This window comes from Rossellomorea sp. y25, from assembly GCF_038049935.1.
Lineage (GTDB): Bacteria > Bacillota > Bacilli > Bacillales > Bacillaceae_B > Rossellomorea.
This window is the reverse complement of record NZ_CP145886.1, coordinates 2711440-2736776: the sequence shown is the minus strand read 5'-3', so window position 1 is coordinate 2736776 and position 25337 is coordinate 2711440. Positions and strand designations below refer to the sequence as shown.

Here is a 25337-nt window from a genome sequence, read left to right as displayed (position 1 = left end):
GAGGAAGTACTGACATTAATGAAGAAGAGGGGGATGATATCATGAAGGCAATCGTCGATACTGATTGGTTAAGAGAGCATATTCATGAAGAGAATCTAAGAGTCATTGATAGTCGTTTTTCTCTTGGAAACCCGTCAGAGGGGAGGGAGCGCTACAAAGAGAGTCATATTCCGGGAGCCGTATTTTTCGATTTGGAAAAGGATTTATCAGGATACGTGAAAAAGCATGGAGGGCGTCATCCTCTCCCGAATATGAAGAACTTTTTGCGCAAGGTCGAGGACTCCGGTATTGACAACGATACAACCGTTGTCATTTATGATGAAAAAGAAGGTGCCTTTTCTGGCCGATGCTGGTGGTTGTTCCAATACATCGGACACGAGAAGGTGTATATCTTAAATGGTGGATTTGCTGCTTGGAAAGAGGCTGGAGGGAAAACAGAATCAACCTCACCTGTGTATCCCCCAAAAAGTTATCGGCCAAGCTTTAATGAAGACATTGTAGCTTCTCTGGATGAGGTGAGGAGTATTGCAAGTGGGGATCAGAACATCCCTTTAATTGATTCACGGAGTAGAGAGAGATATTTGGGGCATCAAGAACCTATAGACCGCATTCCAGGTCATATTCCACGGGCCATCAACCTCCCCTGGACAGATGGTGTGAAGGGTGGTTATTTTATTCAAGGAGAAGAGCAGAATGAACGATTCTCTCACCTAAATAAAGCGGAGCAGGTAATTGTCTATTGCGGTTCCGGTGTAACGGCGACTCCGAATTTCATTGCTCTTAAAGAAGCTGGGTTTCATCATGTGAAGCTTTATGTTGGAAGCTACAGTGATTGGGTTTCCTATGTGGATCACAAGGTAGATAAGGAATAAAAGGGATAGCTAATTGGAAAAGGTTCATCACATTTCCAATTAGCTATTTATTTGTATATGTTATACTTTATAAATAAAGTGGCTAAATCGAGAATGAACGATGAGGAGTGTACGATTTGAATAATAAGAATGAGCATTTATTACTTATAGATGGAATGGCACTATTATTTCGATCTTTTTTTGCAACGGCCGTAACGGGTCAATTTATGATGAACTCAAGAGGACTTCCTACTAATGGAGTTCAGGGATTTATGAAGCACTTATTAATGGCAGCGGATCATGTGAAGCCATCACATATCATTGTCTGCTGGGATATGGGGAGCCAGACATTCCGTAATGAAGTATTCAATGATTATAAATCCAATCGAAATGCACCACCCGTTGAACTGATTCCGCAATTTGATCTTGCAAAAGAGGTGGCAGAAGGTTTTTATCTTTCAAATGTAGGCGTAGTAGGGTATGAAGCAGATGATTGCATCGGTACTCTTGCCAAAATTCATCAAACCGAGCGCAAAGTATCCGTTCTCAGTGGTGACCAGGATCTCCTGCAGCTTTTGGATGACAATATCGATATTATGCTTCTGAAAAAAGGCTTTGGTAACTATCAAACCTATACGAAAGAGATTTTTGTGGAAGAAAGAGGAATTACTCCTCAACAGTTTATTGATGTGAAAGCATTAATGGGTGATACAAGCGATGGGTATCCAGGAGTTAAAGGAATCGGCGAGAAAACAGCTTTAAAGTTGATTCAACAATATAAGGATATTGCAGGTATTCTCGACAACTTGCACGAGTTAACCCCATCTCAACGAAAGAAGATTGAAGTCGATCTGGACATGCTTCATGTTTCAAGAAAGTTAGCCGAGATTCACTGCGAGGTGCCACTATCTGTTTCGGTAGAGGAAGCTCGTTGGAATAACGTAGCTCATGAAACACTCTCCCTTGTGGATGACTTAGAGTTGAAAGTGCTTAGAAGATATCTAGTAGGCTCTAATGTGATGGTTGCCTCAAGTTAACCTTTATTAGGAGTGTCAGGGATCGTTTTTAACCCTGACACTTTTTTAATGATGAAATGCTACTTCTTATTCGCTTTTTTAGCAGCATTTTCTAACTTGCTCTTCGGCTCCATGGCAAATTCAGCATCCTGGGAAATCCCTTGTGGATTCACACTATTAGCACTTTTACCTTTGTTTTTGTTGTTTCCTTTTGTCATGTCAAAACCCCTCCTTTAATGTGGTCATTATTATTTTGGCTATGTTCATTACAAATATCCCATGTGTAGAGAATTTTAGGACAAACTAGAGACAGGGAGGTGTAAGGGTGAATAAAGGGATAGTAACAGCGCTTATTAGTATAGCCCTCGCACAGGGGCTGAAGATTCCTCTGCATTTTTTGAAGAAGAAGGAATGGAAACCTGAGCTATTTTTCCAGACAGGGGGAATGCCAAGTTCCCATAGTGCAGGGGTTTCCTCTTTAACAACATTCATTGCCTTAAAGAGGGGAGTCAGAACCATTGATTTTGCTCTTTCATTTATCTTTGGTCTCATCGTGATGTACGATGCCCAAGGAATTCGACGACAAACAGGTGAACTGACACTTAAAGTAAACAGTTTGGATGAGCTCGTTAGAAAAGCTCATGAAAAAGAAACGGTGGAATTCGAAGAGAAAAAGCCAAAAAGACTGAAAGAAATGCTGGGACATCAGCCTCAAGAAGTCGTTGGCGGTGCGTTACTCGGCTCATTTATGGGCTACATTGCCTTCCTGTTTTCGAAAAAGGATAGGCAAAAGAAAAAATTTTCTGTAAGATAAGAGATGACAAAGTGGCGATAAGGTGAGGAGAAACGTGAAAAAGACAACAGAAGAATTTCTCATAGATCTTGAAAACAAAGGCTTCAAATTTCAGGAAGACGCAATTGGCTTCATCTATTTCGGAAAAAAATATACAGATGCCCCGGATGAATTGGTCAATAGCGCCATTGAAATCACATTAAAAGCCCAAAAGCAATTCGATAGCAGTTTTTACATGTCCATATTAGAGAGACTCCATTCCCAACAAATCGCATCCCGAAAAGAAGCACTGAGGTGGATGGAGAAACAGGGCTTGGCATAGAAAAGAGACACGGGACCACCAAAAAGGATTGTTTCCTTTTTGGTGGTCTTTCCTAATACTCACCCCATAAAAAAAATAGGAGAGCCGGCAATCGGCCTCCTATTTCACTTCAACTGAATGATTTTTGTTCATTTTTTTTAACATCCATGCGAAGATTGGCAGCTCAGAAAAGAGCATCCCAATAACGATCAATCCGCTTCCTGCAATAGCCAGGGACCCCAATCGTTCTCCGATCCACAAATAGGAACAGATGGCGGCAAAAACAGGCTCCAAGGTGAATATGATCGCCACTCTTGAAGGCGTCGTATATCTTTGAGCATAGGTTTGAGTGATAAATGCCAATAAGGTAGCTAATAAAGAAGTAATCAGTAAAGCGGTGATCACTTCCTTATTGCCCAAAACGCCATTCAGCAGTAAAACCTTTGGGTCTTCAAACATAAATGCACACCCCATGGAGAGGATTCCCACCGTGCATAATTGCACCGTAGTTAAAAGCAGAAGGGAGGCTTTTTGGGTAAAAAAGTCTGTGTAAATAATATGCAGGGCAAATCCAAAAGCACAAATGAATACGTAGGCATCACCAATGTTAAATGCCTGGGAGTGACCAGCCATAAGCAGGTACAGCCCTATGGCGGCCAAGATAGATCCTGTAATAGCTCCTTTAGAAGGAGATCTTTTAAAGAAGATAAATAAAAAGAGTGGAACAATCACCACACTTAACCCTGTAACAAACCCGGCTTTAGAGGGGGTTGTGAAAACCAGGCCCATAGTTTGAAAGGCATATCCGATAAACAAAAAAGCTCCTAAAATGATACCGTACAAAATGGATCGCTTAACAAGCGGAGTTTTTTTGATAAACAGGACCATAGTCAAAGGGATAGCGGCCATTAGAAAACGAATCCCATTAAACATGAATGGGGGAAGGAATTCAATGGCCGATTGAACAACCACGAAGGTAGACCCCCATATAAAAGCAACACCGATCAAGGCGATATCAGCAATCCGAGCCAAACGAATCCTCCTCTAGTTCAGATGAATGGCTTTTCGGGCCAGCTCATCTGCAGCTTTATTTTCTTTACTGGGTATCCACTTTACGAAGAATAGCTCTATTTGCTTCGTCATGCCCAATATATCATGTAGCAACTGTTTATATTGAGTATTCCGAACAAACTCTTTCTCAATCGCATGAACGACTGCTTGAGAATCACTCTTCAGCCACACCGTATCAGCCTGTTTTTCTAAACAGATCTCTAGAGCTTTCTTGCATGCAATGAATTCTGCTTCATGATTATCCATGACTCCTAAAGGGATGGAGTGTTTTTCCACTTTCCCGTTGTTTTTAATAACTATTCCGGCTCCGCTTGGCCCAGGGTTACCAGCGCTTGCTCCATCAATATTCACTTCGATCATATGCGTTCACCTCAAAGTACATCTTTAGATTAATATTATAGTAGCATATAAAAGAGACCGTAGGGAGAACGAATTCTTAATTCATACCTCCAATAAAATAGCCGGGGGAAAACCAGTACACCCGGATTCAAATTACTATTACACATCTTTAGGAAATCGTTTTGCCAAATAACCAAATGGGGTATCAATAATGGATATGATCCATTTGAGGAGATAGGTAGTAATGAATATTTCAAACCAGACATCCACCGGATATTCTCCCAGAAAAGCGATACTTGTGAATACAAGAGTATCCAGAAGCTGACTCACCATTGTACTTCCGTTATTACGAATCCAAAACTGTGAATCTGAAGGGAACTTCCGCTTTAAATACGTAAAGATATACACGTCTGTTAATTGACTCACGAGGTAAGCGACTAAGCTTCCAAGAGCAATTCTTGGAATGATTCCAAAGATCGTAGCGAGAGATTCCTGTGCGAAATCTTCAGGATGTGGTTGAAATACTAATACGAGTTGCATAATAATAGTCATAACAATTAAAGTGAAGAACCCTAGCCACACCGCTTTCTGGGCTTCTTTTTTTCCGTATTTTTCGTTAAGGATGTCCGTTACTAAAAATGCCGTTCCGTACATGGCATTCCCTAAAGTAGCAGTCAAACCGAAAATTTCAATCGTTTTAACGACCTGTAAGTTAGCGAGTATCGTGGATATCCCTATCCATACAAACAGTCCGGTTCGTCCAAACATTCTATACATAATCAATAGTAAAGAGAATGTAATGAAAACGAAGATTAATCCAAACCATATATTAAACATATAAAGTCCTCCTAATGAACATGTGTAAATGAAACAATAGTCCTCATTATACAAATAAACGCAGAAATGAACAATCATATGAAAAAAAAGGAGCGTATGATTATGGAAATGAAACTTAAATTTAAATATGTAAGTAAAACAGCGTCAAATATATGGTTTGAATCAAACTACTTTCCAAGAAAAGAAACATTGATTCATATCGATGATTTGATGAAAACCGGTAGAGTCCATGCACTTGAAATCATAGATGAAATGGGGAATTCGTGGTCAAGAAAGGAATTTATCAAACTGAATCAGGAATTGGAAAAGGAACCAGAAAACATCGTTGTGTATTTCGACGGTGGGTTTGATAAGGAATCCCTCATTGCAGGTGCAGGGATAGTCATCTATTACGATAAAGGTGGGGAATCATTTAGAATTAGAAAAAATGAACTTCTCGAGGAAATGGAAAATAATAATGAAGCTGAATACGCAGCCTTACATATCGCCCTCGGATTACTAGATGAAATCGGCGTGAAAAGCGCACCTTGTACGATTTATGGAGATTCCCAGGTAGTTATAAAACAGTTGGAAGGGGAGTGGCCTTGTTATGAAGAGGGCTTGAGTCGGTGGCTCGATCGTATTGAAGCCCTGATCAAAAAGCTTCGATTGAAAATCACTTGGGTCGTGCTGAACAGAAAAGATAATAAAGAAGCGGATAAGTTGGCCAATCAAGCCTTACAAGGGACAAAGGTACACAGCAACAAACGAATAGAATAATATCGTTCCCTATTATATACTCTATAAATAATAATACACTGTAAGTCCTTGAACAAGCTTAGGAGTGATCACATGAATCGAAAAGAAGTGGTGGATAAAGTGGATGAGCTCATAGACACCTACTGTAGCGACTGCTTACTTAAAGCGCACTTTCGTAAAGAGTATGGTAAAACCTATGCTCATCGTTTTTGTATAGAAAAATGCACCATAGGAGAACAAATTCGAAATTACGGACAAAAATTAAATTGAAAAATAAAGGGCAGCAATTCTTAGGTTCACCTAAGAATTGCTGCCCTTTGGTATGCTATATTGTTCGAACGATTATAATTTAACTACGTTTGCTGCTTGAGGTCCACGATTTCCTTCAACAACGTCAAAAGAAACTTCTTGACCTTCTTCTAATGATTTGAATCCTTCACCTTGAATCGCTGAGAAGTGAACGAATACATCGTCTCCACCTTCAACTTCGATGAATCCAAATCCTTTTTCATTATTGAACCATTTCACTTTACCATTTTGCATTTTCGAATCCTCCTAAATCGTTCAAGCACGTGTGTGCCTCTGAAAAATATTTTTCACGAAATGATTGACTCTCATACGTTGGAAATAAGCATAAAAATCGTACACTTCAATGATGACTTTACTATACAATATGACGATTTTCGAGTCAACATTCCCTCCTATTTTTAGGGTGATTAAAGAATTTGGTTAATATGTATTGACAATTATTGAGTAAGGAAATAAAATTTGCACTAAGGAAACTTTTATTGCACTAAGGAAACTTTTGTAGTCTTATAAAAAAGAAATTACTTGTGTAAAAAAAAGTGAACATATATAAGTTTCTTGAATAAGGTAGATGTAGTAGATATCAAAAAACATATGGGTAGAGAGGAGATCAAACATGAAAATAAGATTAATGGCTCTTGTCGGGATGATCATTATTTTAGCGGCAGGACTTATCCTATCAGGCTGTGGAGCAACTACCACTGGGACTAAAAACGATAAAATAGTCGTTACGACAACAATAGGGCAAATAGGGGATGCGGTTAAAAATATTGGAGGAGAGCATGTAGAGGTTCAAAGTTTAATGGGACCTGGTGTAGATCCTCACCTTTACAAAGCTAAACAGTCGGATATTGGTAAGCTTCAGGAAGCAGATATTATTTTCTATAGCGGTCTCCATTTAGAAGGGAAAATGCTTGAGATCTTCGAAAAAATGAACAATGAAAAACCGACTTATGCAATCGCTGATAGTATACCTAAAGATAAACTGCGTAAAGATCAGGCAGATAATACGGCGACAGACCCACATGTGTGGTTCGATATTGATTTATGGAAAATTGCATTGGAGCAAGTGCGGGACGGATTGATTGAGAAAGATCCTGAAAACAAAGAAGACTACATTCGAAATACTGAAAAATACTTTGCGGAATTAGATGAACTGAAAGCATATGCTTCGGAAGAAATGTCTAAGATTCCAGAAGAACAAAGAGTCCTTGTAACAGCTCACGATGCATTTAATTACTTCGGAGCAAAATACGATCTTCAAGTTATGGGATTACAAGGTCTGAGTACAGATGCTGAATATGGTTTAGCAGACGTGCAGTCTCTTGTCAATACATTGGTAGACAGAAACATAAAAGCTGTGTTTGTAGAATCAAGTATCTCTGAAAAATCGATCAACGCTGTTATAGCAGGGGCACAAGATAAAGGCCATGAAGTCGAAAAAGGCGGGGAATTATTCTCAGATGCTATGGGGAAAGAAGGAACAGAAGAAGGAACGTACATCGGTATGTATAAGCATAACGTTGATACAATTGTAGAGGGACTAAAGTAAGTCTAAGGAGGCGATACCATGAATTCAGTTGATATTAAGGGGTTAACCGTTGCGTATCATAGAAAACCGGTTTTAATGGACGTAGAGTTTTCTGTTCCGAAGGGGAGGTTAATCGGAATAGTCGGCCCTAATGGTGCAGGAAAATCCACATTAATTAAAGCCATTCTGGGTTTGATTCCCCGCTCGTCAGGTGATATCAAAATCTTTGAAAAAGCTTATTCCCCTAAGAGCAAATTAGTTGGATATGTCCCTCAGCGTGGATCTGTCGATTGGGATTTCCCTACAAATGCTCTGGATGTCGTATTAATGGGGAGATATGGTCATTTAGGATGGTTTAAGAGACCATCAAAAAAAGATGTTCAATTTGCAATGGAGTGTCTCGATAAAGTAGGTATGACTCAATTTGCATCAAGACAAATAAGTCAGCTATCAGGGGGACAGCAGCAAAGGGTTTTTCTTGCCAGGGCATTGGCTCAGGAAGCGGAAGTCTATTTCATGGATGAACCTTTCGTTGGTGTGGACGCTGCAACGGAAAAAGCGATCATATCTTTATTGAACGAATTAAAGGAACAAGGCAAGACCGTGTTGGTTGTCCATCATGATTTACAAACTGTTACAGAGTACTTTGATTGGACGTTGTTACTGAATAGAAAAACGATCGCATACGGTCCAACGAAAGATGTATTCAGCGTAGAGAATTTACAACTAACCTATGGAGGGAAATTATCTTTCCTGGAAAAGGATCAAATGTTAATTCATCCATAGAAAGAGGTGAATAAGATGAATCATTTATGGCAATCGATTTTAACGGACGGAAATACACAATGGGTATTATTGAGTACCTTATTACTGGGAATTGCAAGCGGAGTTTTAGGCAGCTTTGCTCTACTTAGGAAACAAAGCTTAATTGGGGATGCGGTCGCACATGCAGCATTGCCGGGAATCTGTTTTGCATTTATGTTCATTGGTGAGAAAAATTTCTTTGTACTATTGATTGGTGCTGCTACAACGGGGCTCCTTGCTGCTTACACGATACAACTCATTACGAATACGACGAGAATCAAGGAAGACACGGCTATTTGCTTAGTATTGTCTGTATTCTTTGGATTAGGCATCGTCCTTTTAACAAAAGTTGCTCAAATGCCCACTGGTAACCAAAGCGGCTTGGATGATTTCATCTTTGGGCAGGCAGCCTCCCTGGTGGGGAGAGATGTTCAGCTTATGGGCTTAACGGCAGCAGCTTTAATTATTATTACGTCACTTTTATTCAAAGAATTTAAGGTGAGTACCTTTGATCCTCAATTCGCGAGGGGAATCGGGCTTCCTGTAGGATTTTTGAATTTTCTTTTTGTTTCCTTATTAGTTATTACGGTTGTCATCGGTATTCAAGCAGTAGGTGTCATCCTGATGGCTGCTATGCTGATCACTCCTGCCATATCAGCAAGATACTGGACGGATTCATTGAGGACAATGGTCTTTATTTCTGGTATTGTGGGAGGCTTATCAGGGGCAGTCGGAACGCTGATCAGTACCCTTGGTAAAGGGTTATCGACCGGCCCTTTTATTGTATTGACGGCTACAGTTATTTTTATCGTATCCATGCTGTTCTCTCCGAAGCGCGGATTAATCTCGGTTATTTTGAAAAGGTTGAAAAATGATGATCGACTGGCTATGCGATTCATACTGAAGAAGATGTATGAATCAGGTAAACAAACGAAACGTGTAAGTCAAATATTTCAACAAAGCAATATTTCTAAATTAAGATTTAACCGGGTAGTGAAGCATTTAATGAAAAAAGGTTACCTGGAACAAGAGGATGGAATAGTGACGATTACAAAATCAGGGCTAATGAAAGCGGAGCAATTCAGCTTTGTTGATGAAATCATGGAACTGAAAGAAATGTACCCCAGTGAGTTGGGTTCACTTGATATTCAGTGGATTGAAAAGGAAGAAAAAGAGACGTTATCAAAAGAGCAACTCACAAAGCTGCAAATGAAAATGTCCGATATTTATATGCAATATCCTTTCTTAAACGTAAAAATGTCAAGCAGAAGAGGGGGGCAAGGATATGAGTTATGAATTATGGATTCTTCTGACTGGTAGTTTAGTAGGTTTATCCTGTGGCATCGTCGGGTGTTTCTTAATCCTGAGAAAGATGTCGATGTTAGCAGATGCAATCAGTCATACCGTGCTCCTCGGATTGGTAATGGCATTCATTGTCAGCCAAAGTATGAATGGGTTTTATATGTTGATCGGTGCAGCAGTGGCTGGATTGTTGACTACCTTTATGGTTCAGTTATTGAATTCCAACGGGATCCAGGAAGATGCTGCAATAGGTGTAGTGTTTACTTCCTTGTTTGCTTTAGGGGTCATCCTCATTTCATTGTTTGCTAAGAATGTTCATTTGGATGTGGAGCATGCCTTAATGGGTGAAATTGCATTCGTTCCTTGGAATACCTTGTCATTGCCGATACTTGGGGACTTACCTAAATCAGTTGTGATGCTGGGATCGGTACTGCTATTGGATATCCTCATCATTTTCCTGCTGTTCAAAGAGTTTAAATTAACCTCTTTTGATCCAAGTATGGCAGCGGCAATCGGCATCCCGGTACTTGGGGTTCATTATATATTAATGGGTCTGGTATCCGTTACGACTGTTTCCGCATTTGATAGCGTAGGTGCGATTCTCGTGGTAGCAATGCTCATCGCCCCTGGTGCGACAGCATATTTACTTACTGATCGATATAAAGTTATGCTGCTATTAAGCGGGGGGATTGGAGTATTCGATAGTATCATCGGATATTACGGGGCTAAGATGTTCGATGTGTCCATTTCCGGTGCAATGGCAGTGGCCGCAGGACTTGTTTTCTTCATCGTATGGATGTTATCACCGAAATACGGGTTGGTATCCAGGATCCTGAATCAACGGTTGACAGAGGAGTAATTTAAAGTGCTTGGGTTGTATTCATTCTGTAGTTATAGTAAACTTTTAATGATATTTATGGAAATTTGGAGGGTACAGAATGCCTACACCAAGTATGGAAGATTATATAGAACAGATTTATATGTTAATTGAGAACAAAGGTTATGCAAGAGTATCAGATATAGCAGAAGCTTTATCTGTTCACCCCTCCTCAGTTACCAAAATGGTGCAGAAGTTAGATAAGGACGATTATCTCATTTACGAGAAATATCGCGGGCTTGTTCTGACTCCAAAAGGAAACAAAGTAGGAAAGCGTTTAGTATATAGGCATGAACTGTTAGAACAATTCCTTCGTGTAATTGGAGTGAAAGAAGAGCATATTTATGAAGATGTTGAAGGAATCGAACACCACCTGAGCTGGGATTCCATTGATCGCATTGGAGATCTCGTTCAATTCTTCGATGAAGAGAAGGACCGGGTAGAAGAACTTCGAACAATTCAAAATCGCTCTGAATGATAATGGGCAAAGCATGACAATTCAAGCCAAAAAGGACTTCATTGCAATAGAATGAAGTCCTTTTTGGCTTGTGGGTCTGAAAAGTTAACCCTCACTCTTAGAAAATGGAAGGATAGTCATTGAAGCTTCCGTCATCGACCGACATACTTGTTAGTTCTACTTCTCCCCATTCATTTTCATTCAGGACTACTCCTTGAAGTAATCCCTCTGAGGCTTCCAGTACAGCTTTACGATAGGAAATAATACGGCCGGAAGAAGTTTGAAAACTGATAATGTTACCATGGTAATTCCGTTGAACCTTAGAAATCTCTTCCATACAACATCACCTTTCTTGTTCAGATATAGAACTAGTATGGACAAAAAAGCCGTAAAAGATAATCCAGATCATCAAATGGTTTACATAATAATATTATGTTAATCAGTTTTTTGACAGAGAACATATATGAAAAGAAGGATTATGGTTAACTGAATGAGAATAAAAAATAATATAGAAAAAATATATTGAGGTGTACTTATGAAGAATTCAGAATGGCATACTAGTGCCAGAACGCGCTGGGAAGACAACGCAGATCATTGGCATTCCAAAAGTGTAGAGATGTGGACAACTGGAAGCAGGAAGGCCATTATTCCCTTTTTCACTAAGCATATCGAACGTGGGAGTGCTGTAGCAGACTTAGGATGCGGAGATGGATACGGTTCATTTTTGCTTTTCGACAAAGGCTATGCTGTCACGGGGATGGATTTCTCTGAAAAAATGGTCAAAATTGCAAAGAAACACGAAAGGGACTCATTATCTTTTGTTCAAGGAGACTTGCGTGCTCTCCCTTTTCAAGATGAAAAGTTTCAAGCCGTGATGGCGATTAATTCAGTTGAATGGACGGAGGACCCCCTGCATACTCTGAACGAAATTGAACGAATTGTCTTTCCTGACGGGTATATATGCATCGGTCTTTTAGGTCCGACCGCTCACCCCAGGGAAAATGCCTATCCGCGTCTACATGGAGAAGACGTCATCTGCAATACAATGATGCCTTGGGAATTGGAAAAGCTTGCTGCTGAAAAAGGCTGGAAGAAAATTGATGAGGACTGGGTCTACAAAAAAGGAGTAAAGTCTTCATTATCAGAGACGCTTTCAAGTGAATTAAAGCAAGCTTTAACGTTTATGACATTGTTTATGTTCCAAAAATAATGAACATGCTCGATTCCATTTCGGGGATCGAGCATGATTTTCTTATTTACTGACTTCATTGACAAGTTCTTTTTTGATGCGCTTATACTCAATCGGATGATGGAACCAGCCTACATAGCTTTTCTCGAGTGATTTGTGATGTGAGAAAACCCAGATCGCTTTAAACGGGAATCTCCTTCCTTTTCGAAAACGTAAATCAATCCATCTTACTTCAAGAGCTTCTTTTCTTTCAATCACTCTTGGATAGACAAAAATTGTACTGGTAATGAAGTTGGAGATATCCTTGTTTTGCTTTGAAATTTCAACCCATGGCTGAGGCGTTTCTTTCTCGAGAACAGAGTCCACCATGAGTTTCCCCCACGTATATCTTCCAAGGATATAATTCTCCTCTCCTTCTATGATCACCTGCCAGGAATAAAGGTCCATATTTGGAATGATCTTTACTCCCTTGGACTTTAGAAAGTGAGTAGTCAACTGATGATAAATATAAGAGCGGGTGGCAAACCTTAATAATATATAAATGAAGAGTAAGAGATAGATGGATAGAAATGTTTTCCCAGGATGAAAGCCTGTGAGAGAAAGAATCATACCGGATATATGTAATGAGAAAATGAAATAGTCAAATAAAGGAATACAATCAATGCTGAACCATTTTTCGGTAAAAGGACGTAATACCTGCGTGCCGTGAAAATTGAGCACATCCGTGATGACGTGTACGATGACAGCTCCCAAGTTCCAAACGAAAAGGTGCTGAAGAAATACTAAGTCCGGATAGTAAAGGGCAAATACTGTTGTGATCAGAAAAGCCCAAAGAGGCAGCATGAATAGAGAATGGGAAAAACCTCTATGAAGCTTATAATATTCACTTTTCCCCTTTAACTTAAAAGCATAATCAAAGTCAGGTGCATTTGAAGACAGTACACAAGAGACATAGACAGGCAATGAATATTCCTTTAGAGAAGGATCCAAGGAAGCTAAAGAAGCGATACCGATACCAAATAGGATGTGTGTGGATGTTTCCAAATCACAATCTCCCTTCAACAAGTGTGTTTTTCCTGTGGTCGTGTCGAAGAATATCCTCTACAATCGTGGTACAGGCATTCTTGTTAAATAATGAGGATACATTTTTCGATAATGAATCTATCGTATTTTTATCATAGAGACATCGATAAATGCTTTCCATAAAGTCTGTTTGATTCGAATAGGTGAGTGCTGCAGTCCTTTTTAATAAATAATTGGCATTCTCATTTTCCTGGCCGGGTGAGGGCTTAAAAATGATGATGGGCAATTTAAAACAAGCGGCTTCCGTCAATGATAAAGCACCGGACTTAGTGATCAGACAATCGGTAAGGGAAAAAAGGTTTTCCACTTTGGAAATATATCCGAAAATGTGGATGTTATCGTTGAATTTAAATTTTTCCAGCTGATTGTATAGCTGATCGTTCCTCCCGCACACAACGGCTACTTGAAGATTGTGATCTTTGGATAGGGACAATAAAAGCGGTTCAATATTCGGAATCAAACCTAGACCTCCCCCCATAATGGTGATGGTCTTCCGTTTTGGGGAAAGTCCAAATTCTTTATAGTTTTTTTTGAGTGTATGATGAAAGCTGGAACGGATAGGTAAACCGCTAATGAAGATTTTCTCTGTCTCTACTCCGTAAGAGATGAGCGTCCTCTTTACGTGATCTGTTGCCACATAGTATTTCTCGATCATGGGATGAATCCACAACGGATGAGCACAGTAGTCTGTAATGACGGTATATGTAGGTATGTTCAAGCTTGAGCGAAGCCTCAGGTATGGTGCAGCATGAAGTGGGAATGTCGTGATAATGCATGACGGTGAGTGGGTTTCAACCAGTTTCATTAGTCGATTTTTTCCTAAATGCTGATAAAAGTAGCTCAATCCTCTAGAGGAAAGTTTATCTGTTCCATAGTAGAATGCTTTATAGAAAGGGGTACCGAATTTGGAAAATCCTTTTTTTAATAAATTCTGGGCCAGGGAGTGCATGGCAGGGTAGGCTTCTCCATATAGATCACAGATATTCACCCGTTTATATCCCTGGCTCCTAAATGTATGAGCCAGAGTTTCAGCAGTTTGAATATGTCCTTCTCCAAAACGTGCGGTCAAGATTAGAATCGACTTTTCTTGCAGCAATCTTATTCCCCCTATAAAAGGCAATAATGGTGGAGATATAAAACATAGTGTAGAATTAAGTAACACTACAATTTAAGATTACTAATGGATTGTAAATGAAGTTTATGAGTAAATAAGATTTTTTGTAAAATTTATAACAAGGGCCAAATTCCCATCACATAATTAGAAGGTGATTTCAAGTGACAACAACCAAGAAAATAGTGAAATCAGATATTGAGATTGCTCAACAATCTACTATGAAACCGATACTAAATATTGCGAAGAAAATCGGTCTCACAGAAGATGATATTGAGCTTTATGGTAAATACAAAGGGAAAATATCCTATGAAGCGATACATAAACTCCAAGACCGTTCCAACGGGAAATTAATCCTTGTAACCTCGATTAACCCAACTCCAGCAGGCGAGGGCAAATCAACGGTTACGGTCGGCCTCGGAGATGCGTTAAATCAGTTAAATAGAAACACCATCATTGCCATGAGGGAACCATCACTAGGTCCAACGATGGGAATCAAAGGAGGAGCAACAGGAGGAGGTTATTCCCAAGTTCTTCCCATGGAGGATATTAACCTTCATTTCACAGGTGATATCCACGCTATAACGACGGCGAATAACGCTTTAGCCGCATTGGTAGATAATCATATCCATCAGGGAAATGAACTGAATATCGATCAAAGAAGGGTCGTATGGAAACGGGCTCTGGACATGAATGACCGTGCCCTTAGACAAATCATCGTTGGTTTAGGTGGACCGGTACAAGGTGTTCCCCGTGAAGACGGATTTGATATTACAGTGGCGTCTGAGATTATGGCTGTTCTCTGTTTATCTCAAAATCTTGAAGAATTAAGAAGAAGGCTTGGACAGATGGTTGTCGCATACAACTTTTCAAAACAACCGGTAACCGTCGAAGATTTAGGAGTTGAAGGTGCGCTGACATTACTGTTAAAGGATGCCCTAAAACCTAATCTCGTTCAAACGATTGAACATTCTCCTGCTCTTATTCATGGCGGACCATTCGCAAACATTGCCCATGGGTGTAATAGTGTCATGGCGACCAAAACGGCTCTTAAGCTGGCTGATTATGTTGTAACGGAATCTGGATTTGGTGCTGATTTAGGAGCCGAGAAGTTTCTGAATATCAAATCTCGAGCTGCAGACATAGCCCCTGATGCCATCGTGCTTGTTGCCACCATTCGTGCTCTGAAGATGCATGGAGGTCAAGGGAAAAGTGATCTTCAAACTGAAAACCTTCAGGCTCTGCAAAAAGGATTATCTAATCTGAAGAAGCATATGGAAACGTTAGATCATTTCAACGTACCTTATGTGATTGCGGTTAATCGATTTGTGACTGATAGTGATGACGAAATCCAGACCCTTATAGAGTGGTGCGAAAACCTGGGAGTACAAGTTTCACTAACCGATGTATGGGCAAAAGGTGGAAAGGGTGGAAGAGACTTAGCCGAAAAGGTATTGGATGAGATAGAAGGGAACACGAAGGAATTTTCTGGTCTATATGAACTTTCTGATTCACTCCAATCTAAAATTGAAACGATTGCGAAAAAGGTTTACGGAGCGAAAGAAGTAGATTACACGGTGAATGCACGAAAGCAGCTCCAGCAGTTTGAAGATCAAGGGTGGGGGGGCCTGCCGGTTTGTATGGCCAAGACCCAATATTCTTTATCAGATGATCCATCTAAACTCGGGCGTCCTGAAGATTTTACAATCACAATCCGAGAGCTTAAGCCGAAGATCGGAGCCGGATTTATAGTTGCATTAACAGGAGAAGTAATGGCTATGCCTGGCCTGCCAAAAAATCCGGCAGCATTCGGAATGAATGTGGATGATGACGGCAGGGCTGTAGGGTTATTTTAGTCATTGAGGTTTGAAGGGAGAGGAAAACATGTTTGATCCAACAGCCTTTGATAACTTAAAGGTAGTCTTTGAGGGAGCTGTCTATGATCTTGATTTGACAGGGGAAATCCAAATCCTTGACCGGAAGGATTTATTTGACTTTGCTCACTATGAACGTTGTTATCAAATTCACTATTCTTTACCTTACAAGAAATCCATTTCGATCGAATTTCATTTAAAAGCTGATATGGGTCACTTTCTGGCTGAGAGAAAGATGATGACAGAAAAGAATACAGCAGGTGCAGATATCCTCATCGTCTATAAAGGCGATGAAAAGTTGAAGGAAAGCCGTAAGTTACTTGAGGAAACATGGGGTAAGGATAAAAAGTGGGAATGGAAAGAAGTGATATCCTCTCTTAACCCTCCTGCCTACGAGGGGAATCTGACTTTTAAAAGAGTCATTACAGAAGAAATGGTTGATGATGTTCTTCAAATGATTTCATTTTCAGTAGAAACGTTACAACAACTTGATCGAATAGACTTCTAGTATGAAAGAGAGTTCATAAATATATAGAAAAAGGGGATTTTTACAATGAGAATAGCCTGGATAACAGATAGCACAGCATTTGTTCCGACTCATTCAAGCAGTAAAGAAAATCACATCTATATCGTTCCAATGAATATCCTCTTTGGGGAGAGGGAGTATCAAGACGGAGTAGACTTAACTCCTGAAGAATTGTTCTTCAAATTAAAAGAAGAAAAAGTAGAGGTGAAAACTTCACAACCTTCAATCGGAACGTTTAAAGAGTTGTTTGAAGAATTATCCAAGGACTATGATTATATCTTTTCGATCCATGTCTCTTCACATTTTAGCGGTACATATTCATCTGCCCATCAAGCTGCAGAGCTGTTAAAGGAAACACTCCCAAACATTATCTGTATAGATTCGAAGGTCATTTCCAATCCATTGACGGAATTAATCCTATACGGTCAAAGTTTACAACATGAAGGGAAAGCTCCGTTACAAATAAAACAAGCCATTGAAAAACGAATAACTTCTTGTGAAACCTATGTAATGGTAGGCAGCTTAGAGCAACTCCATAAAAGTGGACGGATGAGTGGGCTTTCTTTCTTCCTCGGAAGTGTACTTAATGTAAAGCCTATGCTTGCGATAGAGAATGGTAAACTTGAAGTAAAGGACAAGGTAAGAAGTATTAAAAAAGGATTGACCAGCATGAGCGAGCGGTTAGATCAAGCCCTATCTGCTAAGAGAATAACAAAAGTGTCTGTATTACACGGATTAAATCGGAAAGACGCAATAGAATGGATTGACCAATTGAAAAAAACGTACCCGGAGATAGAATTTGGGGCGTACCCTTTAGGGGCTGTAATTGGGGTTCATGCAGGCGCAAATACAATCGGAATAAGCTGGTTTGAAGAAAACGAAGAGAATTAGGAGAGAAAGGAGTGATGTGAAGAATCATGCATCCACTCCTTTTTATTCTGATGAGAGGGCATTATTTGGTACAATAGAAGAGAAGGTGAGTGCATGGAACGAAAAGAACTGGACAAGTGTGTGGATTTTTTAAAACATGAGTACCTGGGTGAATCTACAGGCCATGATTGGTATCATTTAGATCGTGTACGAAAATCAGCACTCATGATTGCAAGGGAAGAAAATGTATCGAATACATATATAATCGAGCTGGCCGCTTTGCTTCATGATGTGCCGGATGAGAAGTTTGTAGACAAGCAAGAGGGAAAGAAAAGGCTGGATCACATCATATCCCTTCTTGCTCTTTCTGAAAAAGAAAAGGAATTACTGAAAACGATCATCTATTCTATTTCTTATAAAGGTGGTCATGAAGCAGAGTTAACCTCGTTAGATGCAAGAATTGTGCGGGACGCAGACCGTCTGGACGCCATTGGTGCAATCGGGATTGCCAGAACGTTTGCTTATGGTGGAAAGAAGGGTCAACCAATTTACACTCCCGATTCTATTGTAAGGTCGGATATGACCCTGGAGGAGTACAGGAATGGGGATAGTTCCAGTATCCATCATTTTCATGAAAAGTTATTGAAGTTGAAAGACTTAATGTGTACGGAAACGGGAAGGAAACTGGCAGAGGAACGTCATGCTTTCATGCTGCGGTTTTTAGAGCAATTTAATAAAGAATGGACTGGTCAAGAATGAGAATGTTAACAGCTGAGAATCTTTCTAAAACGTATGGAGAGAAAACTCTATTTAAAGATATATCGTTTTCGATTACCGAGAAAGAAAGAGTCGGACTGATCGGGGTGAATGGAACGGGTAAATCAAGCCTGTTGAAACTCATTGCAGGGATGGAAGAATATGATACCGGAGAGCTTTCGAAGCCGGGCGATTATCATATTGCCTACCTTCAGCAAGAGCCTGCTTTTGATGGGGATTTAACCGTGATACAACAAGTGTTTCGTGGTGAAGCAAAAATCATTCAGGCTATGCGGAATTATGAAATGGCCCTTATGGAAATGGAGAACAACTCAGAAAATCCTCGAATACAAGAAGATTTATTTGAAGCTCAGAAGCAAATGGATATCCTTCACGCATGGGATGCAAGTGCAAATGCGAAATCCATTTTAACAAAACTGGGAATTCACGACTTTTCAAAGAAAATGAGCGAGCTGTCAGGTGGGCAAAAAAAGAGAGTGGCGCTGGCGGGCGTCCTGATCGAAACACCGGACTTATTAATCCTGGACGAACCGACCAACCATTTAGACTACCAGTCCATCAAATGGCTGGAAGATTATTTAGGAAAGTATAACGGCTCTGTGTTGCTCGTGACCCATGATCGTTATTTCCTCGATAAGGTAACGAACAGAATCTTCGAATTGGATGGAGGAAACCTTTACTCCTACAAAGGAAATTATGCTTCTTTTATTGAGGCAAAGGCTTCCAGGGAAGAGGTGGAACGCCAATTATCCGAAAAGCAGCAAAATCTTTATCGAAGAGAGCTTGCCTGGATGAGAAGGGGAGCAAAAGCCAGAACCACTAAACAAAAGGCTCGAATTCAACGATTCGAAAACTTAGAGGATACGATGTCTTCAGGTCCCTCAGGCGGCCAGGTTGACATGGCAATCGGAGGAAACCGTCTAGGTAAACAAGTGTTTGAGTTCAAGGATGCTTCAAAAATGTTTGAAGACAAGCGAATTTTAGATGAGTTTTCTTTCCTTATTAAACCTAAAGACCGAATCGGAATCGTAGGTAAAAACGGGAGCGGAAAATCAACATTTCTTAACCTTCTTGCCGGAACCGATGAGCTTACAAGTGGTGATTTACTAAAAGGCCAAACCGTAAAGGTCGCATACTATACTCAAGGTCATGAAGAACTTGATGAGAATATGCGAATGATCGAATATATAAGGGAAGCAGGAGAATATATAACGACGGATAAAGGGGAGCAAATCTCAGTTACTTCCATGTTGGAAAGATTCCTATTTCCAATGAGTACGCATGGTACATTGATCCGCAAGCTTTCCGGAGGAGAAAAACGAAGACTCTTCTTGCTTAAGCTATTAATGTCAAAACCGAATGTCCTTTTGCTTGATGAACCGACGAATGATTTAGATACAGAAACCCTCACCGTTCTGGAGGATTATATAAATGAATTTTCAGGTGTTGTCATAACCGTTTCCCATGACCGCTACTTTCTAGATAAAACAGCTGAGCAATTACTGGTCTTTAATGGAGATGGACAAATCGACTTTTACTTTGGGGAATATACTGAGTACCTGGAAAAGAGCGAAGCGAAAAGTAAGAAGCAGGATCCGGTCAAGAAGCAAGAATCTGCTCCCGTGAAGGAAGAGAAGGAAAAAGAGAAAAAGAGGCTTTCTTACATGGAGAAGAGGGAATGGGACGAAATCGAAGATAAGATGGCCGACATTGAAAAAAGGATAGAAGAAGCAGATGCTGAGCTGCAAAAGGTCGGCAGTGATTTTGAAAAAGCACAGCAGTTAATGAACGAAAGTCAAAATCTTAACGAGCAATTGGAAAAGCTCATTGAAAGATGGACATACCTTTCCGAATTTGCTGAATAAGTCTCTTCGTTTAAGGCATCATGGATACTATGTTAGAATGGATGGTATAAGAACTGTTTATAGAAAGGGGCATCAAGCTTGAGGATAGTATCGATTGAACCTACTCCAAGTCCTAATACGATGAAAGTTCTTCTTGACCAGGAAATGAAAGCCGGGAAGAGCAATAATTATAAAAAAGATGAAGCGGACGGGGCTCCTCCCGTCATTAAAGATATCCTTGCCATAGACGGTATTAAAGGGGTCTATCATGTTGCCGACTTCTTAGCCGTTGAGCGAAATGCGAAATTCGATTGGCAGGAGCTTCTGCCACAGGTTAGAAAAGCTTTCGGTGAAGATACTCTGGACCAGGAAAATGAATCTCCCATGGAAGAACATTTTGGTGAAGTGAATGTTAGCGTGCAGATGTTCAAGGGAATTCCGATGCAAGTAAAGGTGACAGACGGGGAACAAGAGAAGCGATTTTCACTTCCCGCCCCATTCCTGGAAGCAATCGGTCAGTCTCAAAAAGATGGAGATAATGTCGTCCTTCTCAGAAAGTGGAAAGATTACGGTATTCGGTACGGAGACTTAGATGAGATTGGTAACAATGTGACGGAAGAACTAGTTGCAGCCTATCCTTCTGAAAGGCTGGCAGCACTTGTAGAAGAAGCACAGGAAACAACCGATTCCAAAGGACCTCTCATTTACAAGAAGAAGCAAAAGGTAAGTGTCGCGGACTTTGAAGCGCCGGACTGGCAAACAAGGTATCAGAAGCTGGATGCGATGGAGGATCCGACTTTAGATGACCTGCCTCTGCTCGAGAAAGCCCTGGAGGACGAGAAAGTATCCATTCGCCGATTGGCTATTGTCTATTTGGGAATGATTGAAGATGAAAAAGTTCTTCCTTTGCTGTATAAAGGGTTACATGATAAATCAGTCACAGTAAGGAGAACGGCTGGAGATTGCCTTTCGGACTTAGGTTTTGCAAAAGCCACTCCGGAAATGATTCTAGCCTTAAAGGATAAGAGTAAACTTGTGAGATGGCGTGCTGCCATGTTCATTTATGAAGTAGGGGATGAATCTGCATTGCCTGGCTTACGGGAAGCGGAAAATGACCCAGAATTCGAAGTGAAGCTTCAAGTGAAAATGGCCATCGAACGAATAGAGGGCGGCGAAGAAGCAAAAGGATCTGTTTGGAAACAGATGACCGAAGCACGTCAACAATAATAGTGGGAAAGGGTTGATTATAAATGTCAATGGCTTACGAAGAATATATGAGGCAGTTAGTTAAACCGATGAGACAAGAACTTACACAAGCAGGCTTCAAAGAATTGGGTACAGAAGAAGAAGTAGAGAATTATATGGAAAATGCAGATGGAACAACCCTGGTCGTTATTAACTCTGTATGCGGGTGTGCAGCGGGACTTGCAAGACCCGCTGCAACGCAATCCGTCATGAATAATGAAAAGACACCTGATCACCTCATTACTGTCTTTGCTGGGCAAGACAAAGAGGCAACAGCCAAAATGAGAGAGTACTTCGAAGGGTACGAACCTTCCTCTCCATCAATGGCTTTACTTAAAGGAAAAAAAGTCGTTCATTTCATCCCGAGGGAAGAAATTGAAGATCATGACATTTCATCGATTATTTCCAATTTATCCACAGCTTTTAACGAAAATTGCTAAAGACCAAAAAGAAACGGGTGACTCTGTCATCCGTTTCTTTTTATGGTAGGATAAATAAACGAAAGAAAAACCGTAAAACGGTACCATTAAAGGAGAATGTATATAGTGTTTGTCACAACATGCGGGAGAGCGAACCAGGAAGTCATAGAAAAAGCACATAAAACAGCAGAGATACTCGATATTCCCTATATCCCCAGAAAGAAGAGATCGATTTTACACCATATGAATCTGCAAGAGCAAGACTGTTTAGTGATTGGAAAGGAGAGATTAGAACTTCATACAAGAGAAGAAAATAGCGAACCTTTCTTTTTCCATCCCAACTCCGCTTCCTTTAGAATCAAAAGAGTCATGCGCGGGGAGACCGATCCACTCATAGAAGCTTGTGACCTTAAAGAGGGTATGAGTCTATTGGACTGTACGCTGGGTCTTGCTTCAGATAGTATTATCGCCAGCCATATTGTAGGCGAAAAGGGAAGAGTAGTCGGAGTAGAAGCGAATAAGTATATTTCTCATGTCCTACATCACGGCCTTCAGGACTGGGTATCTCCACTCAATGAACTAAATAGTGCAATGAATCGAATCACCGTCATCAACGGACAATTTCAGGAAGTATTAAAGGGTATTCCAAATAATGCATTCGACGTCGTTTACCTTGATCCGATGTTTGAAGAAGCCTTAACAGATTCTCATGGAATTAACCCCATCCGCCAATGGGCCAGCTATACACGCTTAACAAAAGAAGGAATAGAAGAAGCAAAAAGGGTGGCCAAAAAGCGGGTAGTATTAAAAGAACACTTTCAGTCACCGTTATTCAAAGAACTGGGGTTTGACGTGATCAAAAGACCATCAGCCAAATTTCACTTTGGAATCATTCGAGTATAATCTTTTAATTTAGTCTCTCTTCGCGAAGATTGCTAGCTCTGCAGGACTCTGTCAATTGGTGTGTGCTGGATGGTTCGGGGAACTGCTCCGCTTTCCCCGAACGTTCGCCCAGCCTCCTCAGCTTAGCCTAACGGGGTCTCGGCACGCCAGCATTGCGCAGGAGTCTACGCAGTTCCCCTCACCATCGTTACAGAATTTTTGTGACAGATCTTAAAGGTGTGCAAAAAACAATGTAACTAGAAAAAATATTTTTCTTCCTTAAAAAAATCAATACCTCCTCACCTTAATGAGGATGATTGACAAATTTCTTGTTTTTTATGGATTTCTATTAAGGATACATGCTCAGAAAGTTGATTGGAGCGGAAGGAGGCTCACCGCCAGCCCCGCGGAAAGCGAGCATCCTGGAGCGGAAATCAACTATTACTTTCTCCTCTACAATAGCAACAAACTTTACGAAGAGAGCCTTGTGAAAATAACCTTTTTTAAACAATAAAATAGACAGGCATCTTAAGCCTGTCTAATCATCTAAGTATTAATCAGTAAATCCTAGTACAACGAAATAACCTAATAGAAGTAAGTATCCAATATTGATCATAAGTCCTGTATCCATCTAGTTATCCTCCTTACAAAGTATCCTCTTTAATATACTACCACATAAAGATTTTTATATCCTACAAAAAAATGAAACCTTTTTCACTTTTTATCCGTAAGAAATAGTATAATAATAGACGTAATACATAGGAAAGGACGTTATCTATGTCAATCTGGCTCAAAAAGTCGTTTTTTATACTGCTATCCATTCTAACCTTTGGACTTGTTTCTCCTTCACAAGCCTTTCTTAATGAACAAAATCATACTATGGCAAAAGGCAATGGAAAGCCTCCGTCGGTTGAATCTGTTCCAGAGGAAGTACTGGAAGAGGAGTCTTCCATTTCCCGGGAGGATTTCATAGGGATAATGATGGTACAAGCAGAGAAAAATGCTTATGAAAAGTTCGGGTCTAAGATCAGGCCAGTTATTGAAGACGAATTCAAGTCTTTAATCCTTCCTAAAATCGAAAAGGCGATAGCTGATACAGCTATTCAATTTCCAGAAGAAGACTTAACGTCACTTACTATTTCAGAAGTGCCCCAATATGCAAAAACAGAAAAGATTTTTCATATTTATGACCAACGCTCTGGTGAAGATGTCATACGGTTTCATGTAAGAAAAGACCATCCGCCTAAAGATGGCTATTACTTCAATTTTCACTATCATACAGTGCATGATCAATTTCAGGCACATCATGATTTAGGAAGTATATATTGGGATAAAAACACTCCGCCACAATGGATGAGTGTCTCCTGATTTCAACGTCCATATTAGAATAAAGGCAAGTGCGTGAATTATGCGTGCTTGCTTTTTTGTGTCAAATTGAATGGCAGGTATGCCTTATGCTTGTCGGGGCAGAACGAGCCGCCTCCGCTTTAGTTATTGGAAACAATCTCTCCTAAAAACAACTCTATCATTATGTTAAAATAGTAATAACATCATAATACTTTCCTTAGAAGAAAGGAGGGACAATAAGTGAAGCGTATATTCATCATCCTCGCTATTTCGGTTACTCTGGTCATTCTGTGGACCAACTCAAAAGCCGACTACAGTGGAACCCTCTTAAAGCATTCTCCTCTTAAAACACAATTACAACTTCAATCCAGTAAAGAGTTAGAAAATATGGTCCTGTTGCCCCAATCAACCTATGATAAAGCAACTGCAATGGAAATGATTGAGAGATTAGATCGGATTCCAACCCCACTTTTAGAGTCTACGAATTCACAGGATATTAAAATAAGGCTGTTTGTAAAAAAATTAACCGATTTTTCTACCACAAGTCACTTGAAAGGAGTTACCCCAAGAGGGTACACTAATAAAAGTATCACGTGGGATGACGTTCCTGGAATTGGTGGATCGAAGCTAGTTTTAGTCAAAATTGGTCACAGTGAGAAAGGGAAGGGGCATAATTCGTTTAATTTAGAATTGCATGAACTCGCCCACAGTATTGATCGTTATGTCTTAACGGACCTTTATTATGAGCTCGAATTCTTGCCTCTTTGGAAGAGAGAAGCTCCACGGGTATTCCCGAACGAACCCTATTTTCTTCAATACAAAGAAGAATATTTTGCAGAAACATTTGCCATGTATTATTTAAACTCAGAAACTAGAAATCTTCTAAAGAAGAAGGCACCAGCAACATATCAATTTTTTAAAGAACTATAAACTTTTAAAAGGTGTGG

The 25337-nt window shown here is 40.1% G+C and carries 30 protein-coding genes; 22 read left to right on the top strand and 8 right to left on the bottom strand.

Features of this window, described 5'->3' with window-relative positions; translation table 11 throughout:
* Positions 1-41: 41 nt before the first annotated feature.
* Both AAEM60_RS13805 and AAEM60_RS13800 read left to right on the top strand, forming a co-directional pair.
* Positions 42-872 carry a sulfurtransferase gene (locus AAEM60_RS13805; protein WP_341356520.1) on the top strand — a complete coding sequence of 277 codons (831 nt, stop codon included), beginning with the start codon at positions 42-44 and terminating at the stop codon, positions 870-872.
* A 116-nt stretch (positions 873-988) separates the two neighbouring features.
* A complete protein-coding gene (locus AAEM60_RS13800) occupies positions 989-1888 on the top strand; it encodes a 5'-3' exonuclease (RefSeq protein WP_341356519.1) in 900 nt (299 codons plus the stop codon).
* Positions 1889-1947: 59 nt separating this feature from the next.
* Here the strand turns inward: AAEM60_RS13800 and AAEM60_RS13795 are convergent, their stop codons facing one another.
* Entirely contained in the window at positions 1948-2085 is a 138-nt protein-coding gene (locus AAEM60_RS13795; protein ID WP_299737844.1) for a small, acid-soluble spore protein L, read from the bottom strand.
* 107 nt (positions 2086-2192) lie between these two features.
* On the opposite strand from AAEM60_RS13795, the gene AAEM60_RS13790 reads away from it, so the two are divergent.
* Positions 2193-2681 carry a divergent PAP2 family protein gene (locus AAEM60_RS13790; RefSeq protein WP_299737842.1) on the top strand — a complete coding sequence of 163 codons (489 nt, stop codon included), beginning with the start codon at positions 2193-2195 and terminating at the stop codon, positions 2679-2681.
* A gap of 34 nt (positions 2682-2715) precedes the next feature.
* Positions 2716-2982: a DUF6123 family protein gene (locus AAEM60_RS13785; protein WP_299737841.1), complete on the top strand. Its 267-nt coding sequence runs from the start codon at positions 2716-2718 to the stop codon at positions 2980-2982.
* A gap of 99 nt (positions 2983-3081) precedes the next feature.
* On the opposite strand, the gene AAEM60_RS13780 is transcribed toward AAEM60_RS13785, so the two are convergent.
* From AAEM60_RS13780 to AAEM60_RS13770, 3 genes are all read right to left on the bottom strand, one after another.
* Complete coding sequence (locus AAEM60_RS13780) at positions 3082-3993, bottom strand: DMT family transporter (RefSeq protein WP_299737839.1); 912 nt, start codon at positions 3991-3993, stop codon at positions 3082-3084.
* Between the two features lie 12 nt (positions 3994-4005).
* Positions 4006-4392, bottom strand: a complete 387-nt coding sequence (locus AAEM60_RS13775; RefSeq protein WP_299737837.1) for a reverse transcriptase-like protein — start codon at positions 4390-4392, stop codon at positions 4006-4008.
* Between the two features lie 138 nt (positions 4393-4530).
* Complete coding sequence (locus tag AAEM60_RS13770) at positions 4531-5208, bottom strand: queuosine precursor transporter (RefSeq protein ID WP_299737835.1); 678 nt, start codon at positions 5206-5208, stop codon at positions 4531-4533.
* Positions 5209-5310: 102 nt separating this feature from the next.
* Between AAEM60_RS13770 and AAEM60_RS13765 the strand changes: the two genes are divergently transcribed.
* Both AAEM60_RS13765 and AAEM60_RS13760 read left to right on the top strand, forming a co-directional pair.
* Positions 5311-5967: a reverse transcriptase-like protein gene (locus tag AAEM60_RS13765; RefSeq protein ID WP_341356518.1), complete on the top strand. Its 657-nt coding sequence runs from the start codon at positions 5311-5313 to the stop codon at positions 5965-5967.
* 72 nt (positions 5968-6039) lie between these two features.
* Positions 6040-6216, top strand: coding sequence for a zinc-finger domain-containing protein (locus AAEM60_RS13760; protein WP_299737831.1), 177 nt, complete (start codon positions 6040-6042; stop codon positions 6214-6216).
* Between the two features lie 72 nt (positions 6217-6288).
* Here the strand turns inward: AAEM60_RS13760 and cspD are convergent, their stop codons facing one another.
* Positions 6289-6489: a cold-shock protein CspD gene (cspD, locus tag AAEM60_RS13755; RefSeq protein WP_034758543.1), complete on the bottom strand. Its 201-nt coding sequence runs from the start codon at positions 6487-6489 to the stop codon at positions 6289-6291.
* A gap of 379 nt (positions 6490-6868) precedes the next feature.
* Between cspD and AAEM60_RS13750 the strand changes: the two genes are divergently transcribed.
* From AAEM60_RS13750 to mntR, 5 genes are all read left to right on the top strand, one after another.
* Positions 6869-7804, top strand: a complete 936-nt coding sequence (locus AAEM60_RS13750) for a zinc ABC transporter substrate-binding protein (RefSeq protein WP_299737825.1) — start codon at positions 6869-6871, stop codon at positions 7802-7804.
* 18 nt (positions 7805-7822) lie between these two features.
* Entirely contained in the window at positions 7823-8569 is a 747-nt protein-coding gene (locus AAEM60_RS13745) for a metal ABC transporter ATP-binding protein (RefSeq protein WP_299737824.1), read from the top strand.
* A 15-nt stretch (positions 8570-8584) separates the two neighbouring features.
* Positions 8585-9883 carry a metal ABC transporter permease gene (locus AAEM60_RS13740; protein ID WP_341356517.1) on the top strand — a complete coding sequence of 433 codons (1299 nt, stop codon included), beginning with the start codon at positions 8585-8587 and terminating at the stop codon, positions 9881-9883.
* Entirely contained in the window at positions 9873-10748 is an 876-nt protein-coding gene (locus AAEM60_RS13735) for a metal ABC transporter permease (protein WP_299737820.1), read from the top strand. Before AAEM60_RS13740 ends, AAEM60_RS13735 begins: the two co-directional genes overlap by 11 nt.
* Positions 10749-10827: 79 nt before the next feature.
* On the top strand, positions 10828-11244 hold the full coding sequence (gene mntR / locus AAEM60_RS13730; protein WP_113970769.1) for a transcriptional regulator MntR: 417 nt from the start codon (positions 10828-10830) through the stop codon (positions 11242-11244).
* Between the two features lie 97 nt (positions 11245-11341).
* On the opposite strand, the gene AAEM60_RS13725 is transcribed toward mntR, so the two are convergent.
* Positions 11342-11560, bottom strand: a complete 219-nt coding sequence (locus AAEM60_RS13725; protein WP_299737814.1) for a DUF3892 domain-containing protein — start codon at positions 11558-11560, stop codon at positions 11342-11344.
* 198 nt (positions 11561-11758) lie between these two features.
* Between AAEM60_RS13725 and AAEM60_RS13720 the strand changes: the two genes are divergently transcribed.
* A complete protein-coding gene (locus AAEM60_RS13720) occupies positions 11759-12433 on the top strand; it encodes a class I SAM-dependent methyltransferase (protein ID WP_341356516.1) in 675 nt (224 codons plus the stop codon).
* A gap of 42 nt (positions 12434-12475) precedes the next feature.
* On the opposite strand, the gene AAEM60_RS13715 is transcribed toward AAEM60_RS13720, so the two are convergent.
* Both AAEM60_RS13715 and AAEM60_RS13710 read right to left on the bottom strand, forming a co-directional pair.
* On the bottom strand, positions 12476-13456 hold the full coding sequence (locus tag AAEM60_RS13715; RefSeq protein ID WP_299737810.1) for a metal-dependent hydrolase: 981 nt from the start codon (positions 13454-13456) through the stop codon (positions 12476-12478).
* A gap of 1 nt (position 13457) precedes the next feature.
* Positions 13458-14591 carry a glycosyltransferase gene (locus AAEM60_RS13710; RefSeq protein ID WP_299737808.1) on the bottom strand — a complete coding sequence of 378 codons (1134 nt, stop codon included), beginning with the start codon at positions 14589-14591 and terminating at the stop codon, positions 13458-13460.
* A 179-nt stretch (positions 14592-14770) separates the two neighbouring features.
* On the opposite strand from AAEM60_RS13710, the gene AAEM60_RS13705 reads away from it, so the two are divergent.
* The 10 genes from AAEM60_RS13705 (at position 14771) to AAEM60_RS13660 (ending at position 25320) form a co-directional block, all read left to right on the top strand.
* A complete protein-coding gene (locus AAEM60_RS13705) occupies positions 14771-16462 on the top strand; it encodes a formate--tetrahydrofolate ligase (RefSeq protein WP_341356515.1) in 1692 nt (563 codons plus the stop codon).
* A 28-nt stretch (positions 16463-16490) separates the two neighbouring features.
* A complete protein-coding gene (locus AAEM60_RS13700; RefSeq protein ID WP_299737805.1) occupies positions 16491-16988 on the top strand; it encodes a hypothetical protein in 498 nt (165 codons plus the stop codon).
* A gap of 45 nt (positions 16989-17033) precedes the next feature.
* Positions 17034-17897 carry a DegV family protein gene (locus tag AAEM60_RS13695; protein WP_299737803.1) on the top strand — a complete coding sequence of 288 codons (864 nt, stop codon included), beginning with the start codon at positions 17034-17036 and terminating at the stop codon, positions 17895-17897.
* A 93-nt stretch (positions 17898-17990) separates the two neighbouring features.
* Positions 17991-18635, top strand: coding sequence for an HD domain-containing protein (locus AAEM60_RS13690; protein WP_299737801.1), 645 nt, complete (start codon positions 17991-17993; stop codon positions 18633-18635).
* Positions 18632-20518: an ABC-F family ATP-binding cassette domain-containing protein gene (locus AAEM60_RS13685; protein ID WP_341356514.1), complete on the top strand. Its 1887-nt coding sequence runs from the start codon at positions 18632-18634 to the stop codon at positions 20516-20518. Before AAEM60_RS13690 ends, AAEM60_RS13685 begins: the two co-directional genes overlap by 4 nt.
* Positions 20519-20596: 78 nt before the next feature.
* Positions 20597-21724, top strand: coding sequence for a conserved virulence factor C family protein (locus AAEM60_RS13680; protein WP_299737797.1), 1128 nt, complete (start codon positions 20597-20599; stop codon positions 21722-21724).
* 23 nt (positions 21725-21747) lie between these two features.
* Positions 21748-22182, top strand: coding sequence for a BrxA/BrxB family bacilliredoxin (locus AAEM60_RS13675; protein ID WP_341356513.1), 435 nt, complete (start codon positions 21748-21750; stop codon positions 22180-22182).
* A gap of 96 nt (positions 22183-22278) precedes the next feature.
* Positions 22279-23064, top strand: coding sequence for a class I SAM-dependent methyltransferase (locus AAEM60_RS13670; protein ID WP_341356512.1), 786 nt, complete (start codon positions 22279-22281; stop codon positions 23062-23064).
* A 756-nt stretch (positions 23065-23820) separates the two neighbouring features.
* Entirely contained in the window at positions 23821-24411 is a 591-nt protein-coding gene (locus AAEM60_RS13665; RefSeq protein WP_299737791.1) for a YpjP family protein, read from the top strand.
* 219 nt (positions 24412-24630) lie between these two features.
* Positions 24631-25320, top strand: a complete 690-nt coding sequence (locus AAEM60_RS13660) for a toxin (protein ID WP_299737789.1) — start codon at positions 24631-24633, stop codon at positions 25318-25320.
* Positions 25321-25337: the final 17 nt, after the last annotated feature.

Excerpts from the sequence above, each read along its gene's own strand:
- AAEM60_RS13725 (WP_299737814.1), bottom strand. The coding sequence starts at position 11,560 with ATGGAAGAGATTTCTAAGGTTCAACGGAATTACCATGGTAACATTATC.
- AAEM60_RS13700 (WP_299737805.1), top strand. The coding sequence starts at position 16,491 with ATGTTTGATCCAACAGCCTTTGATAACTTAAAGGTAGTCTTTGAGGGA.
- AAEM60_RS13765 (WP_341356518.1), top strand. The coding sequence starts at position 5,311 with ATGGAAATGAAACTTAAATTTAAATATGTAAGTAAAACAGCGTCAAAT.
- AAEM60_RS13735 (WP_299737820.1), top strand. The coding sequence starts at position 9,873 with ATGAGTTATGAATTATGGATTCTTCTGACTGGTAGTTTAGTAGGTTTA.
- AAEM60_RS13740 (WP_341356517.1), top strand. The coding sequence starts at position 8,585 with ATGAATCATTTATGGCAATCGATTTTAACGGACGGAAATACACAATGG.
- cspD (WP_034758543.1), bottom strand. The coding sequence starts at position 6,489 with ATGCAAAATGGTAAAGTGAAATGGTTCAATAATGAAAAAGGATTTGGA.
- AAEM60_RS13675 (WP_341356513.1), top strand. The coding sequence starts at position 21,748 with ATGTCAATGGCTTACGAAGAATATATGAGGCAGTTAGTTAAACCGATG.
- AAEM60_RS13690 (WP_299737801.1), top strand. The coding sequence starts at position 17,991 with ATGGAACGAAAAGAACTGGACAAGTGTGTGGATTTTTTAAAACATGAG.
- AAEM60_RS13760 (WP_299737831.1), top strand. The coding sequence starts at position 6,040 with ATGAATCGAAAAGAAGTGGTGGATAAAGTGGATGAGCTCATAGACACC.
- AAEM60_RS13775 (WP_299737837.1), bottom strand. The coding sequence starts at position 4,392 with ATGATCGAAGTGAATATTGATGGAGCAAGCGCTGGTAACCCTGGGCCA.
- AAEM60_RS13795 (WP_299737844.1), bottom strand. The coding sequence starts at position 2,085 with ATGACAAAAGGAAACAACAAAAACAAAGGTAAAAGTGCTAATAGTGTG.
- AAEM60_RS13805 (WP_341356520.1), top strand. The coding sequence starts at position 42 with ATGAAGGCAATCGTCGATACTGATTGGTTAAGAGAGCATATTCATGAA.
- AAEM60_RS13685 (WP_341356514.1), top strand. The coding sequence starts at position 18,632 with ATGAGAATGTTAACAGCTGAGAATCTTTCTAAAACGTATGGAGAGAAA.
- AAEM60_RS13695 (WP_299737803.1), top strand. The coding sequence starts at position 17,034 with ATGAGAATAGCCTGGATAACAGATAGCACAGCATTTGTTCCGACTCAT.
- AAEM60_RS13745 (WP_299737824.1), top strand. The coding sequence starts at position 7,823 with ATGAATTCAGTTGATATTAAGGGGTTAACCGTTGCGTATCATAGAAAA.
- AAEM60_RS13720 (WP_341356516.1), top strand. The coding sequence starts at position 11,759 with ATGAAGAATTCAGAATGGCATACTAGTGCCAGAACGCGCTGGGAAGAC.
- AAEM60_RS13665 (WP_299737791.1), top strand. The coding sequence starts at position 23,821 with ATGTCAATCTGGCTCAAAAAGTCGTTTTTTATACTGCTATCCATTCTA.
- AAEM60_RS13770 (WP_299737835.1), bottom strand. The coding sequence starts at position 5,208 with ATGTTTAATATATGGTTTGGATTAATCTTCGTTTTCATTACATTCTCT.
- AAEM60_RS13750 (WP_299737825.1), top strand. The coding sequence starts at position 6,869 with ATGAAAATAAGATTAATGGCTCTTGTCGGGATGATCATTATTTTAGCG.
- AAEM60_RS13670 (WP_341356512.1), top strand. The coding sequence starts at position 22,279 with ATGTATATAGTGTTTGTCACAACATGCGGGAGAGCGAACCAGGAAGTC.
- mntR (WP_113970769.1), top strand. The coding sequence starts at position 10,828 with ATGCCTACACCAAGTATGGAAGATTATATAGAACAGATTTATATGTTA.